We start from the raw sequence: 14,502 nt of genomic DNA, 5'->3' as shown, positions 1-14,502 counted from the left end.
TTTCACCGCCATGGCCGGCCGCAGCGTCGAGATCCTGCTGGCCTTGCTGGACGAGGCCGATCCGCCGAAGCAGGGCATGGCGCGCACCGTCAAGCTCGGAGCCACCCTGGTGATGCGTCAGTCAGCCTGAGCGACCGGCGTCAGCTTTTCTCGAACTGGCGCCAGGCAGTCACCGCCTCGGCCACCGCTTGCCGGGCAGCGGGAATATGGCGTCCCATTGAGACAAAGCCGTGAATCTGGCCCGGCCATTGCCGCAGGATGAGCGGAACGCCCGCGGCTTGCAGGCGCGCCGCATAGGCTGCCCCTTCGTCGGCGAGGATGTCGCAGCCGGCAAGCGCTACAAAGGTCGGCGCAACGCGGGCGAGGTCAGGCGCCAGCAAGGGCGAGACGCGCCAGTCCATGATGTCCTCGGGCGTTCGCACATAGTGGTCGCGGAACCATGCCATGGTGGTTGCGGTGAGCCCGAAGCCGTCGCCGAAACGCTGGTAGCTATTCGATGCCTGCCGCGCGTCGGTGTTGGGATAGATCAGGAGTTGCGCCGCAAGCTGAGGCGCAAGCCCATCGCGGGCAAGCAGCGCCAGCACCGTGGCGAGATTGCCGCCGGCGCTGTCGCCGGCAACGCCGATGCGTCTGATGTCGATGCCGAGACCGGCGGCATTCCCCGCTATGAAGCGCAGTGTCGCCAGGCAATCCTCGAGCCCGGCGGGAAATTTGTGCTCTGGCGCCAGGCGATAATCGGGACAGACAATGACGGCGCCGCCGAGATTGGCCATCAGGCGGCAGATCTCGTCATGCGAATCGAGGTTGCCGACGACCCAGCCGCCGCCATGCAGGTAGAGCAGCGCCGGTGCCCCGCTTTGCGGTGCGCCGATGCCGCGATGGATGCGGAGCGCTATAGGCCCATTCGTCCCGTCGATCTGCCGTTCCTGGGTCGCAGCGACCGGCTCGTGCTCACCCTGTAACGTCGGGAACGAGGCGTTGTAGGCAGTTCGCGCCGCCGCCACGCTGCCGGTCTCGAATGGCTCGCCGCCGGCTGCACGACCAATTTCGAGGACGCGCAGCGCATCCGGATCGAGCGTCATGGTCATGTCCTCAGGCCAGCAGGCTGCTCGCCTCTTCCTCGGTCAGCAGGGCCGGCTGCACGACATCGCCCGCGATGGCGACTGATCCCTGTGTTTCACCGGAGCGCAGGATAGCCTCCATGATCTCCAGTACATGCAGCGCGAGGCTGCCGGAGGCCCGTGGGGTGCTGCCGGTTTGAAGCGAGCGCACCAGATCGGCGACGCCGAGCATGCGGTAATTGGCGCGGTCGGGCGCGGCATAAGGCCAGTTGCGGGCGCCGTAGAGATCGCCCTCGCTGGCGAAATCCTGCCAGTCGGTGCCGCGCTCCGACAGCGACACCGTGCCGCCGAACGTGTCGGGGTCGGGCAGGCGCAGCGAACCCTCCGTGCCGTGCAGTTCGATCGGGTGGTTGGAGTGGCGAAAGACATCCCACGAGGCGCCGAAGGTGACGGTCGCGCCGGAGCGGAATTCAAGCAGCGACAAAACGTTGGTTGGCGTGCCGACCTTGAATGTCGTGTTCTTGAATGGCCCATCGGCTGATATCAGCCTTTCTTCCTGGCCGCGTGTCGCCATTGCCATGACGCGCTCGACCGGGCCGAGCAGATTGACCAGCATGGTCAGATAGTACGGACCCATGTCGAACACGGGGCCACCGCCTGGCTGGTAGTAGAATTGCGGGTTGGGGTGCCAGTGCTCCATGCCGCGGCCCATCATGAAGGCGGTGCCGGTCACCGGACGGCCGATGGCGCCGTCATCCATCAACCGGCGCGCACGGCGCCCGGCAGCACCGAGGAACGTGTCGGGCGCCGAGCCGAGCAGCAGGCCGCGCGACCGCGCCTCGTTGACCAGGCGTTGTCCGTCGGCGGCCGAGGTGGCGAGCGGCTTTTCGGTGAAGACGTGCTTGCCGGCCGAAAGCGCGGCAAACGAAATATCGAAATGCGCCGCCGGAATGGTCAGGTTGAGGACAAGATCGATCTCCGGGTCGGCCAGCAGCGCATCGACGCCGAGTGCCTGGATGCCATATTCCTTCGCCCGCACCGCCGCCATGTCGGCCGAAATATCGGCACAGGCGCGCAATTCGATCCCGCCAAAAAGCCCGGCGTTGCGCAGGTAAGTCATCGAGATGTTGCCGCATCCGATGACGCCGATCCCGAGTTTGGTCTTTGATGTCCCGTGCATTTTCGATCCTGCCTCCCAATGCGCTCATGGCCTGCCGGATCCGCCCAGCCGTTAGGCGGATCGCATTCGCAAAAGGCTATACAACATTTTAAATATTGACGCGCGTAAAATTTTTATACAACATGCGAAAATGCTGGTGCGATATCGGGAGGCTGCCAGTCCTGGGAGGAGAAAATGACCGAAAGAACGGCCGCCGATGCGGATCCCGTGGCTCATGCGCGCATCGGATATTTCCGCCGCGGCCAAGACCGCGACGGGGTCAGGCATAGATCACCTTGGCCCCGGTCCTATCAAGCTGGCTGCGTATCGGGTCGGACAGGCCATCGTCGGTGATCACGACATCGACGCTCGACAGCGAAAAGGCCTTGGAGGTCCCGCTGACGCCCCATTTGCTCGAATCCGCAAGGAGGACAACGCGCCGGGCCATGCGCACGAGGTTTCGCTTCGTTCGCGCCATGTCTTCGTTCACGTCGACCACATCCAGTGACGAGTCAATCGCATGCGCTCCAACAAAGACCTGATGCGCTACCAAGCCGCCGAGAGCCGTGTCGGCATCGGTGATCAGTGTGCTCACCGTGTCTGGATAGACCCGGCCGCCGATCATGTGAACGTCGAGCCCGGGCCGATGCATCAGATGCTGCACGATATTCATCGCCGTGGCCGCGACCACGACATTGCTGAGCGGCGGTAACAGCATGGCAACCTGCATCAATGTCGAGCCGCCGTCGAAGATGACCGATTGGTTGTCCTCGAACAGTTCTACCGCTGCCCGGGCAATGCGTTTCTTTGCATCGAGGTTCGTTTGCATCCGCCGGGCGAACGCGGCCGTGGTCGAATCCGTGGTCCGGGTCACCGCGCCTCCGCGGGTTTTGGTCAGCAGTCCCTTACGGTCCAGTATCTCGAGGTCGGAGCGCACCGTGACTTCCGATACGCCAAAATCGTCTGACAGGTCCTTGATGCGGACCTGTCCGCTACGTTGCACTTCACCCAGGATCGATTGGCGTCTCTGCTCTGACAACATTGCCCTGTCCTTGCCTCCATCCGCCAAGCAATCACCCTGGCCTCGGTTCACTCTACCAAAAATATGGGAATTCGAAAGCTTTCGAAAGATTGCATTTGTCTTTTCTTTCGCAAACACTGGGTGCAGGATTTTGAAATCAATCGATTGGAGAATTTTGGACTCATGAGCCTCGGAACCAAGGTGCGCCTGGCGCGCCTCTTCTCACATCCGTCGGGGAATCTTTTTGGCGGCGCGGTCGACCACTTTGTCGGCTATGGCGACGTGCGCAAAGGAGGTCTTGCCGATCTGCCGGGCGCCCTTGCACGCGTCATGGTAGGCAAACCCGACTACGTCAGCATCCAGCCCGGCACCGCGCGCCATCTGTGGCCGCAATACGCGGGCAAGGCTTGCCTGGTGATCCAGGCCGGCTGCTTCACCCCGGACGATCGCATCAGTGAACTGATTGCAACGCCCGAGGATGCGGTGCGCGCTGGCGCCGATGCGTTGGCCGTGGCCATTCCGGTGCGCGGCGCGACCGAGGGCAAATACATACGCTGGCTGACCGATTCGGTGAACGCGGCGGCCCGTTACGGCATGCCGGTGGTGGCGCATATCTACCCTCGCGATTTCACCGACGGGGCAAAAATCGTCTTCACCCCCGACGAGATCGCCTATGCGGCACGCATCGGCTACGAGTCCGGCGTCGATGTGATCAAGATCGGTTACACGGGCGATTTCGAGTCGTTCCGAGAGACCGTTCGGACCTGCCCGGTGCCGGTTGTGATCGCCGGCGGTCCGAAGACCGACACGCTGCTCGGCGCCCTTCAGCAGACGGCGGACGCCATCCGTGCCGGCGCGCGCGGTGCCGTGGTGGGCCGCAATCTCTGGGGGCACGGCAATCCGGAAAAGGCAGCGATCGCCTTTCGGGGCGTCATCCATGACGGCCTTTCGGCGCAAGACGCCCTGGCGAAGGCGGGTGCCTGAACCATGCCCGCCGTCCCTTCAATCCTCGGCTTCGGAGCTATTGCGATCGACCACATCGTCTATGTCGATCAGCCGTTGTCGGCGGGCAAGGGGAAGGTTCTGCAAAGTGCCCGAGCTTTCGGGGGAAATGTCGCGACGGCACTTGCCGCCGTCGCGCGGCTCGGCGGAAGCGCCGGGTTCGTCGGATGGCTGGGCAGTGCCGCCGACGACGCCGTGTTGTGCGATCTCGTTGCGAGCGGCGTTGAAACCGCGTTTGCGCCGCGCCACCCGCACGCGCGCCCGGTGCGCTCGCGGATCACCGTCGGTTCGGATGGGGAGCGATTCATCGCGTATGACGACGAAGCGATGCTGGGCACCGCGCCGGACTTTCCGGACGAGGTTCTCAGCCGCGCGACAGTCCTGATCGTCGACAGTTACGGGATCGGGTCGCTGGATGTCGTGGCTCGGGCTCGCGATCTCGGCCTTGCGATCCTCGGCGATGTCGAATGGAGCCACGGCCCGGCCACCGAGAGACTGATCGGGCTCTGCGACCATCTCATTCTTCCGCTCGGCTTCGCGCGGACCGCCACCGGCCGCCAGTCGCCGGCCGAGATACTCGATGCATTGTGGTTGCCGTCGCGGTCCGCCGTGGTTCTGACGGATGGCGGCAGGGGCGTCTTCTATCGCGGACGCGACGAGACAGGGCTCTGGCACCTGCCTCCGCACCGGGTTGCCGTCGTCGACTCGACCGGCGCCGGTGACTGCTTTCATGGCGCCTATGCCCTTGCATTGACGCGCGGGATCGACACCGCAGGCCGGGTCGCATTCGCGGCCGCGGCGGCGGCCCTTTCGATAACGGGGCGGGGCGGGCGCGAAGCGCTTCCGACCGACGACCAGGTCAAGCAACTCCTGGCATCGACAAACGCGCCGTCGGCAGTCGAACTGAAATATGCGCGGCTCGATACCGGAACATAGCCTAGCTATCCGAGGAAAAATTTCGCAGGTGAACGTAAGCCGAGGACAATCTTAAAAATCAGTGGCTTAGACTTGTGGAGGGAGGAATATGGCAGAAGTCGTTCTTGAGAATATCTGCAAGACATACGGGAACAATTTTCACGCAATCGACCAATTGAACCTGTCGGTTAAGGACGGTGAGTTCTTGATTCTCGTCGGGCCGTCCGGCTGTGGCAAATCCACCGCGTTGCGGATGATCGCGGGATTGGAGGACGTCACCAGCGGCAGCCTTCGGATCGGCGGTGTCGACGTCGTCGACATGCCGCCCAAGGACCGCGACATCGCGATGGTCTTCCAGAGCTACGCCCTCTACCCGCATATGACGGTGTTCGAAAACATCGGCTTTTCGATGCGGCTGGCAGGCAAGCCGAAGGCCGAGCGCAAAAAGCGCGTGGACGAGATCGCCAAAACCCTTCAACTGACGTCTCTGCTGGACAGCAAACCCGCGAACCTTTCAGGCGGGCAGCGTCAAAGGGTTGCCATGGGCCGCGCCATGGTGCGCGAGCCGGCAGCCTTTCTCATGGACGAACCGCTTTCCAATCTGGATGCGAAACTGCGTGTTCAAATGCGCGCCGAAATCACCAGTCTGCAAAAGCAGCTCGGCGTAACGACCATATATGTGACCCACGACCAAACCGAAGCCATGACGATGGGCGACAGGGTCGCGGTGTTGAAAGGCGGCGTGCTGCAGCAGGTCGACACACCCAAGAGACTCTATGAATCGCCGGTGAACGCCTTCGTTGCCGGCTTCATCGGGTCTCCTTCGATGAACCTTTTCGAGGCGACCCTGACGGGCGACGAACTGATGTCCGGCGCCCTGGCCATCCGGCTGCAGGATGCAGCCTTCGTGCGCAGGCCGGGCTTGAAGTCGTATGCGGGGCGCAAGGTCGTGTTCGGCATACGACCGGAGGATCTCTATGACAGCAGCCTCGAATCCGGCCGCAAGTATCAGACGATACCGGCAAAGGTGACCTCGATCGAAGAACTTGGATCCGAACAAATCGTCCATCTCGACATCGACGCGGTCCGGGTGGACTCCGGCGACCCTGACGCGGTGCAGGATTTCGGCCTAGCGTCGAATGCGGTGGCGAAATTCGAACCGACCAGCAAAGTCCGTTCCGGCTCGGAAATCAGGTTGGCCCTGGATGATACCAAGCTCCATTACTTCGACCCGGAGACGCATCTGGCAATCTGAGTATCAGCGAAGACCCGCGGGTGAGGGTGAGGCGCCTGCGTAAGAAGACTTCTGAATAATCAGACGATCGGCCGCATTGTGCGGGCGAATATAAAGAAGGAGGAGAAAATGACGTTTCGTATTAAACCCGCGATGCTGAAAATAGCCGCGGCCGCATGGTTGCTCGGCGCAACCGGCGCCATGGCGGATACGACGCTGGAATTCACCCAATGGTGGGAGCCCGAATTGCCGGCCGGCTCGCTCAGGGCAATCATGGACGACTTCGAGGCCGCAAATCCCGGAATCAAAGTGACGCTGGTCAGCGGCCCCTACGCGACCACGAGAGACCAGATCTCGGTTGGTGCTGCAACCGGAACGCTCAGCGACGTCGTCGGTCTCGACGGTGCCTGGGTGAACAATCTGAATGCGCAGAGCGCACTCGCCGACATGAATCCGATGATGGATGCGAGCGGTTTCGACAAGAGCCAGGTCGCGGACATCGTCAAGGTGGACGGCAAGGCGGTGATGTTTCCCGTGGCTTCTTTCGTCTATCCGGTCTTCGTGAATTTGGACCTCGCCGCCCAGGCAGGCGTGACCAAGCTGCCGTCGACCCGTGCGGAGTTTCTCGAAGCCGCCAAGAAGATGACGATCGCCGACAAGAACCAGTATGGCTGGGTGCTGCCCCTGTCGCTGCAAACGCCATCCGGCGTCCAGAACGACATGATGTCGTGGGTTTGGGCTTCGGGTCAGTCGATGATGGCGAACGGCAAGCCGGACCTTGAGGGCAAACCGGTGGTGGATATGCTCACCTTCGTCAAATCTCTCAACGACGCCGGAACCATCTCGCCCGGCATCGCCACCAAGACCGAGCAGGAAAAGGTCGAGGAGTTCGTCAACAACCGCGTCGGGATGATGATCGACTCGCTCGCGCATGTGAACCTCATCCGCAAGCGCAATCCCAAGCTGAACTTCGACCTCATTCCGGTCCCGGTCGTGGAAAACTATACCGGCAAGCGCGGCCTTCCCTATGCCTCCTGGGGCATCGGCATCTCTGCTGCCTCGAAACATCAGGAAGAGGCCTGGAAACTCGTCCAATATGTGATGAGTGAAAAGGTGAACGCCAAGCTCGTGTCGCTTGCAAACGCCTTCCCAGGCAACGTCAACGCCAAGCCCGATTTCGTGACCTCGGACAAGGCTTTCGGCAAGGCTTTTGAAATCTTCAAGACCGGTTATCTCGCCAATGAGTTCACGGGCCTGCCGGTGGCAGAAGACCTGATGACCCAGTTCGACGTGCAAGCCCAAAAGATGCTCGCCGGCGAGCAGTCTCCGGAACAAGCAGCCGCCGCCGCTCAGAAGGGCTGGATGGCGAAATTCTGATCGGCCTGTTCCCGTTTGCTATCTTCGACCGGGTGGCCTGACTTCGGGCAGGCCACCCGGCAACAACGGATTGGCAATTTGAGTGGACCTGTTTTTGAAGCTTACCTTCTCTTGAAGGCGTATCCCAAGGTTGGCACATGACCCGGCAAAAGCGTTCCCACCATAAGCTCAAACGAGCGGTCGCACCCTACCTCTATCTGTCGCCCTCGCTGCTAATAATCGGGCTTCTGATGCTGCTGCCGATGGTGACGGTGATTGGCTACTCGTTCCAGAACAGCGCGGTGCTGCGTCGCGACCCATCCTTTGCCGGACTGAAACACTACCAGGCGATCTTCGACGACCCCGTGTTCTGGGCTTCGCTGTGGCACACGCTCTACTTCACATGCATGAGTGTCATTTTCCACATGACCATCGGCATGGCCTTCGCGCTCATGCTGAACAGCGACCGCATCAATCCGACGCTGCGCAATATTCTGCGCGTGCTCTATATACTGCCTTGGCTGTTCACCGCGGTGATTATCGCCGTGATCTGGCGCCTGCTGCTTGAGCCGAACGGTGTCGTGAATAGCATTCTCATGCAAATCAGCATCATCGGTTCCAAAGTCGAATGGTTTTCCTCGCCTGAGACCGCGCTGCACGCCGTCACCTTTGCCAATATCTGGGCGGGCTATCCGCTCTTCATGGTCAGCCTGCTCGCGGGTTTGCAGGGCATTCCCAAGGATTTCTACGAGGCTGCCGATATCGACGGGGCGAAAGCCTACCAGAAGCTGATCTTCATCACCATTCCGCAGCTGATGCCGATCATCATCAGCATCTCGCTGCTTGACTTCATCTGGACCATGCAGGTTTTCCCGTTAGTCTGGATAACGACGGGCGGTGGCCCGATCTACTCGACCGAGGTCCTCAGCACCTACACGTACAAGCTGGCGTTTTCGAGCTACAACCTGTCGCAGGCTTCGGCGAGCGCCGTGGTCATCTTGTTGATCTCTCTCGGCCTGACGCTGTTCTATATTCGCTATCAAAAGGCTCGGTAGTCACCATGAGGAAAAGGCATACGCCGAAAGACAGGCTGATCACCGTCGCGCTCCATGTAGCGCTTGCAGCGGGGCTCTTTTTCGCGGCTTTCCCGATCTACTGGATGCTGAGCAGCTCGTTCAAATCGAATACCGAAATCTTTGCCCTGCCACCAACCATCCTGCCAAAGGCCTTCACGCTGGAAGCGTATGCAGCCATCCTTGGCGACCCGGTAAAGCTGCGCTTCTTCTTCAACAGCTATTTCGTGGCGGGAGCGGTGACTGTGCTGACGGTGCTGATCGCCCTGCTGGCGGCCTACGGGTTCAGCCGCTTCAACTTCCGCGGCAAGGGCAGCCTCAACACAATCATCATCAGCACGCAGACGATTCCGCCGATCACACTTTTGATCCCCTTCTTCGGGCTCGTCGTCTCATACGGCATCTTCGACACCTACGTCGCACTGATCCTGACTTATCTGGTGTTTACGCTGCCCTACGCGATCCTGCTGATGACGGGATATCTGAACACCTTGCCCCGCGATCTCGATGAAGCCGTAGCCGTCGATGGCGGCACCAGTTGGACAGCGCTTTGGCGGGTGATCGTCCCGATTTCACTGCCTGGTATCGTGGCGACGTCGGTCTACACCTTCCTGTTGTGCTGGAACGAATTTCTCTTTGCGCTGACACTGACGAAGTCGACGTCCATGCGCACCGTCCCGATCGGCATCCAGCTGTTGATGGGGCAGCATGCCTTCGAATGGAACCAGATGATGGCGATGAGTGTGCTCGGCTCGCTACCGCTCTTGCTCATCTACCTCGTTGCCCAGAGGTACTTCCTCGCCGGCATGACCGCGGGCTCGGTCAAGTAGGATGTCCATCCCACGGCGACGCAGGGTGGCATCAAGCAATAGGCGATATCAAGGAATGAAAGGATGAACGTGAAAGACCTCAAAGTCGGCTGCCAGACCTTTACCTGGGAAATGCTGGGAGACCGGTTTACCGGCGGCCCCGACGATCTGCTGAAGGCGATCGCCGATGGTGGCTATGCCGGCATCGAGATCACCGACACCATGATCGGACATTATGGCGACAAGCCGGAGGAGTTCGCCGCCGCGCTGAAGGCGTCGGGGCTGACGCTGGTTTCCTTCGCCTTTGGCTCGAACAGTGGTTTTACGCTGAAGGAGGAGATCGGCGCCGACCTCGAAACCGCCAAGCGCTGGATCGATTTCGCCGCCGCCTTCCCGAATGCGCTGGTATCGATGGGCTCGGCCACGATGGTGTCCGACGGCCCGCGCGAGGATAAGTTCGCCATCGCCGCCGAGGTTTACAACAAGGCCGGCGAGATCGGACGCAAGGCCGGCCTCCAGGTTGCGGTGCATCCAAGCTCGCACCACAACACGCTGCTGTTCGACCGCGCCGACTACGACACGATCTTTGCCTTGCTCGACCCCGACCTGGTCGGCTGGGTACCGGATACCGGCCATATACTGCGCGGCCACAAGGACATGTCCGATACGCTGCGCACCTACCGCGACCGCATCCGCTACATCCACCTCAAGGACGTCTATGCCAACGGTACCTGGGCCATGCTCGGCAAGGGCGTCTGCGACACGCCTGCGGTCATCGAGATCGCCAACACCGCACCGCGCTTCAACGGCTGGCTGGTGCTGGAGGAAGAATCCGAAACGGCCGCCGCCGATCCTGCCGGCGCGGTCAAGACCAACCGCCAGACTATGCGCAGCTACGGCGCCTGAAGAACGAGACGATGATCAAGAAACAGGACAGACGCCTCAGGGTCGGCGTGCTCGGCTGCGGCCCCATCGCGCAGTTCGCGCATCTGGAATCCTGCGTGAAAGCTGGCAATGCCGACCTTTACGCCATCTGCGATGCGGCACCCGATCTGCTTGCCCGCATGGGCGCGACCTATGAGCCGCAGAAGATGTATTCCGACTATGAGGCAATGCTCGCTGATCCTGAGCTGGAAGCGGTGATCGTCGCCACGTCGGACGCCTATCACGTGCCGATGTCGATCAGGGCGCTCAACGCCGGCAAGCATGTTCTCTGTGAAAAGCCGATCGGCACCTCGGTCGAGGAGGGCGAGGCGCTGGCCGAAGCGGTCAGGCGCTCGGGCAAGATCCTGCAGGTCGGCCACATGAAGCGCTTCGATCCGGCACTGGAGGCCGCGCGCGACTTCGTTCGCGACGAGATCGGCGAAGTGCTGGCGCTGAAGGCCTGGTACTGCGATTCCACCCATCGCTACACCAACACCGATGCCGTGCAGCCGCTGCCCGTCACCAGCAGGCTAGCCAGGAAGCCAGCCGGAAATCCCAAGGCCGATCTCAGGCAATACTTCATGCTGGCCCATGGCTCGCATCTCGTCGACACGGCGCGTTTCCTGTGCGGCGATATCGTCGCCGTGCGCGCCCGCCTCAATGAGAAATTCGGCGCCTATTGCTGGTTCGTCGAAACCGAGTTCGCCAGCGGCGCGCTCGGCCATCTCGACCTGACGGTTGCCGTGCGCATGGACTGGCACGAAGGTTTTCAGCTCTATGGCGAGAACGGCTCCGTTATCGCCAGGACATTCAACCCTTGGTACTTCCGCGCCAGCGAGGTGGAGATATTTCACGAGAAGACCGCCACGGCCCACAAGCCGCTCGGCGCCGATGGCCATTTCTTCCGCCGCCAGCTGGAAGGTCTTGCCGACACAGTCCTGAACGGCACGCCGATGCGTGGCGCCAATGTCGAGGACGGCATCGCCTCGATCCGCGCCATGGTCGCCATCGCGCGTTCGGTGGTATCAGGCGAGCGAGTCGAACTCGCCTCGGTGTCGGGGGCGGTGTGATGCGTCTCGGCATTTTCGCCAAGACCTTTGCCGGCACCGATCCGGCCGCCGTGCTGGCTGCGGTGCGGCAAGCTGGCTATGAGACGACGCAGTTCAATCTGGCCTGTGCCGGCCTGCCGTCGATGCCGGATGCTGTGCCGGCGGACGCCATCGCCTCCGTCCGTGCCGCCGCGCAGTCGAACGGCGTTTCACTCGCAGCACTGTCGGGCACCTACAACATGGCGCATCCCGACAAAGCCGTGCGCGACGACGGCCTCAGGCGCCTCGCCGTTGTCATCGAGGCTGCTGCTGCCCTCGGCATCCCGCTGGTCACGCTCTGCACCGGCTCGCGCAACGCCGCCGATCAGTGGGCCTATCATCCCGACAATGCCGATCCGGCCGCCTGGTCCGACATGGCCGCCGAGATGGCGAAGGCGCTGGCGCTGGCCGAAGGTGCCGGTGTCGATCTCGGCATCGAGCCTGAGCAGGCCAACATCGTCACCTCGGCCAGGGATGCGACCCGGCTGATCGCCGAGATGGGATCGAAGCATCTGAAGATCGTGCTCGATCCGGCAAACCTGTTCGAACACGCCACGCCCGGCGAGGCGCGCGCTATCGTTGCCGCCGCGATCGACGAGGCCGCCGGCCACATCGCCATGGCGCATGCCAAGGACCGTCATGGTGACGGTCGCTTTGCCACATCAGGACAAGGCATTGTCGATTTTCCGGATTTTGTTGCACGGCTAAAGGCAGCGGGCTTCGACGGACCGCTTGTCACCCACGGCCTGTCCGCCGACGAAGCCCCCGATGTCGCCGCCTTTCTGCGAAGGCTCCTCTGATGGGCGCCGCCCCGACGATCCTGCTTCGCGACGATGCAGCGCTTCGTGTCTTCGACACGGGGCAGGGCAGGCTTCCCGTCGTCTTCCAGCATGGCCTCGGCGGTGACGCAGCGCAGGTCGCGCAGAACTTTCCCGATGGTCCTTCATACCGTCGGCTGACCGTCGAATGCCGCGCGCAGGGCGGTTCCGGCGCCGGTAGCAAGCGCCCGTTTTCGATCGCGATGTTCGCCGATGATGTGCTGGCCGCCGCGGATGCGGCCGGCCTCGACCGTTTCATCGCCGGCGGCATCTCGATGGGTGCGGCCATTGCCTTGCAGCTTGCCGCCCGGCACCCGGACCGGGTCGCCGGTCTCGTGCTTGTGCGCCCTGCCTGGGCTTTCGAGGCGGCGCCGCAAAACATGCGCCCTTACGTGGAAGTGGCGGAGCTCATCCGCAGCCGTCCTTTATCGCAGGCGCGAGATATCTTCGCGGCGTCCGCGACGGCCGCCCGCTTTCACACCGAAGCGCCGGACAATCTTGCTTCCCTGCTCGGCTTCTTCGCGCGCGAAAACGCGCCCGTCTTCGCCGAGGTGATGCAGGCGATCGCAGAGGATGGACCTGGCGTGACGCGGGCAGCCGCCGCTGGCCTTGCGTTCCCTACGCTCGTCATCGGCAGCGGCATCGATCTCGTCCATCCGCTGGCCGCCGCCCGCAGCCTCGCCGACGCCATCCCCAATGCGACCTTTGCCGAGGTGATGCCGAAGGCCACCGACAAGGAGTGCCATTTCGCCGAAATTCGCGCCGCCATCGCGGACTTTCTCGACATGAATTTCAACAACCAGGACCAGTCATGATCTCGAAACCTCTCTCAGGCCCGGCCGCCATCGCCGCATTGCCGCGCGACCGGATGATCGCCGAATTCTCGCTCTGGTCGGCCAATCTCGCCAATTTCGAAAACGACTTGAAGCGCATCGAGCCCTATGTCGATCTTCATCATATCGATGTGGCGGACGGTCATTTCGCACCGTCCTTCCTGTTCTTCCCCGATCTCGTCGCCCGCATTGCGGGGCTGACGGCGAAACCCATCCATGTCCACCTGATGGTCGATGAAGCAATCGTCGAGGCGCAGACGCGCCAGTTCATCGAAGCCGGCGCCGACATGATCAGCGTCCATGCCGAGAATGGCGAAGCCGGATTGCGCGCCGTGCGGCTGGCGCGGGAGCTCGGCGCCGAGGCCGGCGTCGTACTCAGGCTGGAGACGCCTGTGGAAGCAGTGACGGCCTTCGTCCCGGAAGTCGCCTTCGTGACGCTTCTTGGAACCGCAATCGGCGTCAAGGGACAGAGCCTGTCGGACAAGGCCTGCGACAGGCTGGGCGCTGCCCGCGCCATCCTGAGAGAGGCCGGCCGCGAGGCGCAAGTGGTTCTGGCGGCCGATGGCGGCATCCGCCACGAGACCGTGCCGTTGCTGCGTGCCGCCGGGGCCGAAACCGTGGTTCTCGGTTCGCTCGCCTTCGGTGACAAGGACCTCGCCGGCCGCATCGGCTGGCTGCACGGCTTGAAGGTCGCGGCATGACATCAGAAGCCGCCCTTGCGATCGATCTTGGCGGGACGGAGCTTCGTGCCGCCCTGGTCGACCGTGAAGGCAAGATCCTGGCATTCGCCGCGGTGCCGACGCAGGCGCAGGCGGGCCCCGACGTGGTGATCGGCCAGATCGAGGCGCTGGCGGCGACCGTCCATGCCGAGGCGCCGGCACTCTCGATCGTCGGCGTCGGCGTCGGTGCGCCGGGGCCGCTCGATCCGCTGGCCGGCATCGCCGTCGGCCCGCCGACACTCGCCGGCTGGCTGGACGTGCCGCTTGCCGACATCCTCGAACGCCGGCTCGGCCTGCCGGTGCGGCTGGAGAACGACGCCAATGCCGCGGCGCTCGGCGAATGGCGCTTCGGCGCCGGCCATGGCGCGCGTTCGCTGGTCTTCGTCACGGTTTCCACCGGTATCGGCGGCGGTGTCGTCGTCGATGGGCGCATCCTGCATGGCCGCCGTGGCCTTGCCGCCGAGATCGGTCACATGACCATCACCAATGA

General features: G+C 62.7%; 15 protein-coding genes. 12 read left to right on the top strand and 3 right to left on the bottom strand.

The window, feature by feature from the left end:
* Positions 1-140: 140 nt before the first annotated feature.
* From EOD15_RS14380 to EOD15_RS14370, 3 genes are all read right to left on the bottom strand, one after another.
* A complete protein-coding gene (locus EOD15_RS14380; protein WP_127327046.1) occupies positions 141-1,082 on the bottom strand; it encodes an alpha/beta hydrolase in 942 nt (313 codons plus the stop codon).
* Positions 1,083-1,092: 10 nt separating this feature from the next.
* Entirely contained in the window at positions 1,093-2,241 is a 1,149-nt protein-coding gene (locus EOD15_RS14375) for a Gfo/Idh/MocA family oxidoreductase (RefSeq protein ID WP_127319230.1), read from the bottom strand.
* A gap of 259 nt (positions 2,242-2,500) precedes the next feature.
* Positions 2,501-3,262, bottom strand: a complete 762-nt coding sequence (locus EOD15_RS14370; RefSeq protein ID WP_127319228.1) for a DeoR/GlpR family DNA-binding transcription regulator — start codon at positions 3,260-3,262, stop codon at positions 2,501-2,503.
* Positions 3,263-3,424: 162 nt separating this feature from the next.
* Between EOD15_RS14370 and EOD15_RS14365 the strand changes: the two genes are divergently transcribed.
* The 12 genes from EOD15_RS14365 to EOD15_RS14310 all read left to right on the top strand — a co-directional run.
* Positions 3,425-4,225, top strand: a complete 801-nt coding sequence (locus tag EOD15_RS14365) for a class I fructose-bisphosphate aldolase (RefSeq protein WP_127319226.1) — start codon at positions 3,425-3,427, stop codon at positions 4,223-4,225.
* A gap of 3 nt (positions 4,226-4,228) precedes the next feature.
* Positions 4,229-5,179 carry a PfkB family carbohydrate kinase gene (locus tag EOD15_RS14360; RefSeq protein ID WP_127319224.1) on the top strand — a complete coding sequence of 317 codons (951 nt, stop codon included), beginning with the start codon at positions 4,229-4,231 and terminating at the stop codon, positions 5,177-5,179.
* Positions 5,180-5,267: 88 nt separating this feature from the next.
* A complete protein-coding gene (locus EOD15_RS14355; RefSeq protein ID WP_127319222.1) occupies positions 5,268-6,413 on the top strand; it encodes an ABC transporter ATP-binding protein in 1,146 nt (381 codons plus the stop codon).
* Positions 6,414-6,521: 108 nt separating this feature from the next.
* Positions 6,522-7,769: a sugar ABC transporter substrate-binding protein gene (locus EOD15_RS14350; protein ID WP_127266568.1), complete on the top strand. Its 1,248-nt coding sequence runs from the start codon at positions 6,522-6,524 to the stop codon at positions 7,767-7,769.
* 137 nt (positions 7,770-7,906) lie between these two features.
* Entirely contained in the window at positions 7,907-8,803 is an 897-nt protein-coding gene (locus tag EOD15_RS14345; RefSeq protein WP_127319220.1) for a sugar ABC transporter permease, read from the top strand.
* Positions 8,804-8,808: 5 nt separating this feature from the next.
* On the top strand, positions 8,809-9,651 hold the full coding sequence (locus EOD15_RS14340) for a carbohydrate ABC transporter permease (RefSeq protein WP_023808790.1): 843 nt from the start codon (positions 8,809-8,811) through the stop codon (positions 9,649-9,651).
* Positions 9,652-9,714: 63 nt separating this feature from the next.
* Positions 9,715-10,536 (top strand): sugar phosphate isomerase/epimerase, encoded by an 822-nt coding sequence (locus tag EOD15_RS14335; protein ID WP_127319218.1) that lies wholly within the window; start codon positions 9,715-9,717, stop codon positions 10,534-10,536.
* Positions 10,537-10,547: 11 nt separating this feature from the next.
* The gene (locus EOD15_RS14330; RefSeq protein WP_127319216.1) at positions 10,548-11,624 is read left to right on the top strand and encodes a Gfo/Idh/MocA family oxidoreductase; all 1,077 of its coding nucleotides are present in this window, start codon (positions 10,548-10,550) and stop codon (positions 11,622-11,624) included.
* Positions 11,624-12,442 carry a sugar phosphate isomerase/epimerase gene (locus tag EOD15_RS14325; protein ID WP_127319214.1) on the top strand — a complete coding sequence of 273 codons (819 nt, stop codon included), beginning with the start codon at positions 11,624-11,626 and terminating at the stop codon, positions 12,440-12,442. Before EOD15_RS14330 ends, EOD15_RS14325 begins: the two co-directional genes overlap by 1 nt.
* A complete protein-coding gene (locus EOD15_RS14320) occupies positions 12,442-13,275 on the top strand; it encodes an alpha/beta hydrolase (protein WP_127319212.1) in 834 nt (277 codons plus the stop codon). The genes EOD15_RS14325 and EOD15_RS14320 overlap by 1 nt, the downstream gene beginning before the upstream one ends.
* The gene (locus EOD15_RS14315; RefSeq protein ID WP_127319210.1) at positions 13,272-13,994 is read left to right on the top strand and encodes a ribulose-phosphate 3-epimerase; all 723 of its coding nucleotides are present in this window, start codon (positions 13,272-13,274) and stop codon (positions 13,992-13,994) included. The genes EOD15_RS14320 and EOD15_RS14315 overlap by 4 nt, the downstream gene beginning before the upstream one ends.
* The coding region (locus tag EOD15_RS14310) for an ROK family protein (protein WP_148129551.1) at positions 13,991-14,502 on the top strand (512 nt) is incomplete at its 3' end. The genes EOD15_RS14315 and EOD15_RS14310, both read left to right, overlap by 4 nt.

Origin of the sequence: Mesorhizobium sp. M7A.T.Ca.US.000.02.2.1, from assembly GCF_003996995.1 — a bacterium.
GTDB lineage: Bacteria > Pseudomonadota > Alphaproteobacteria > Rhizobiales > Rhizobiaceae > Mesorhizobium.
The sequence above is the reverse complement of the archived record's forward strand: the minus strand, read 5'-3'. Positions and strand labels throughout refer to the sequence as shown.

Bases quoted from the DNA above. Each gene is read 5' to 3' on its own strand.
- EOD15_RS14380 (WP_127327046.1), bottom strand. From the start codon at position 1,082: ATGACGCTCGATCCGGATGCGCTGCGCGTCCTCGAAATTGGTCGTGCA.
- EOD15_RS14375 (WP_127319230.1), bottom strand. From the start codon at position 2,241: ATGCACGGGACATCAAAGACCAAACTCGGGATCGGCGTCATCGGATGC.
- EOD15_RS14370 (WP_127319228.1), bottom strand. From the start codon at position 3,262: ATGTTGTCAGAGCAGAGACGCCAATCGATCCTGGGTGAAGTGCAACGT.
- EOD15_RS14365 (WP_127319226.1), top strand. From the start codon at position 3,425: ATGAGCCTCGGAACCAAGGTGCGCCTGGCGCGCCTCTTCTCACATCCG.
- EOD15_RS14360 (WP_127319224.1), top strand. From the start codon at position 4,229: ATGCCCGCCGTCCCTTCAATCCTCGGCTTCGGAGCTATTGCGATCGAC.
- EOD15_RS14355 (WP_127319222.1), top strand. From the start codon at position 5,268: ATGGCAGAAGTCGTTCTTGAGAATATCTGCAAGACATACGGGAACAAT.
- EOD15_RS14350 (WP_127266568.1), top strand. From the start codon at position 6,522: ATGACGTTTCGTATTAAACCCGCGATGCTGAAAATAGCCGCGGCCGCA.
- EOD15_RS14345 (WP_127319220.1), top strand. From the start codon at position 7,907: ATGACCCGGCAAAAGCGTTCCCACCATAAGCTCAAACGAGCGGTCGCA.
- EOD15_RS14340 (WP_023808790.1), top strand. From the start codon at position 8,809: ATGAGGAAAAGGCATACGCCGAAAGACAGGCTGATCACCGTCGCGCTC.
- EOD15_RS14335 (WP_127319218.1), top strand. From the start codon at position 9,715: ATGAACGTGAAAGACCTCAAAGTCGGCTGCCAGACCTTTACCTGGGAA.
- EOD15_RS14330 (WP_127319216.1), top strand. From the start codon at position 10,548: ATGATCAAGAAACAGGACAGACGCCTCAGGGTCGGCGTGCTCGGCTGC.
- EOD15_RS14325 (WP_127319214.1), top strand. From the start codon at position 11,624: ATGCGTCTCGGCATTTTCGCCAAGACCTTTGCCGGCACCGATCCGGCC.
- EOD15_RS14320 (WP_127319212.1), top strand. From the start codon at position 12,442: ATGGGCGCCGCCCCGACGATCCTGCTTCGCGACGATGCAGCGCTTCGT.
- EOD15_RS14315 (WP_127319210.1), top strand. From the start codon at position 13,272: ATGATCTCGAAACCTCTCTCAGGCCCGGCCGCCATCGCCGCATTGCCG.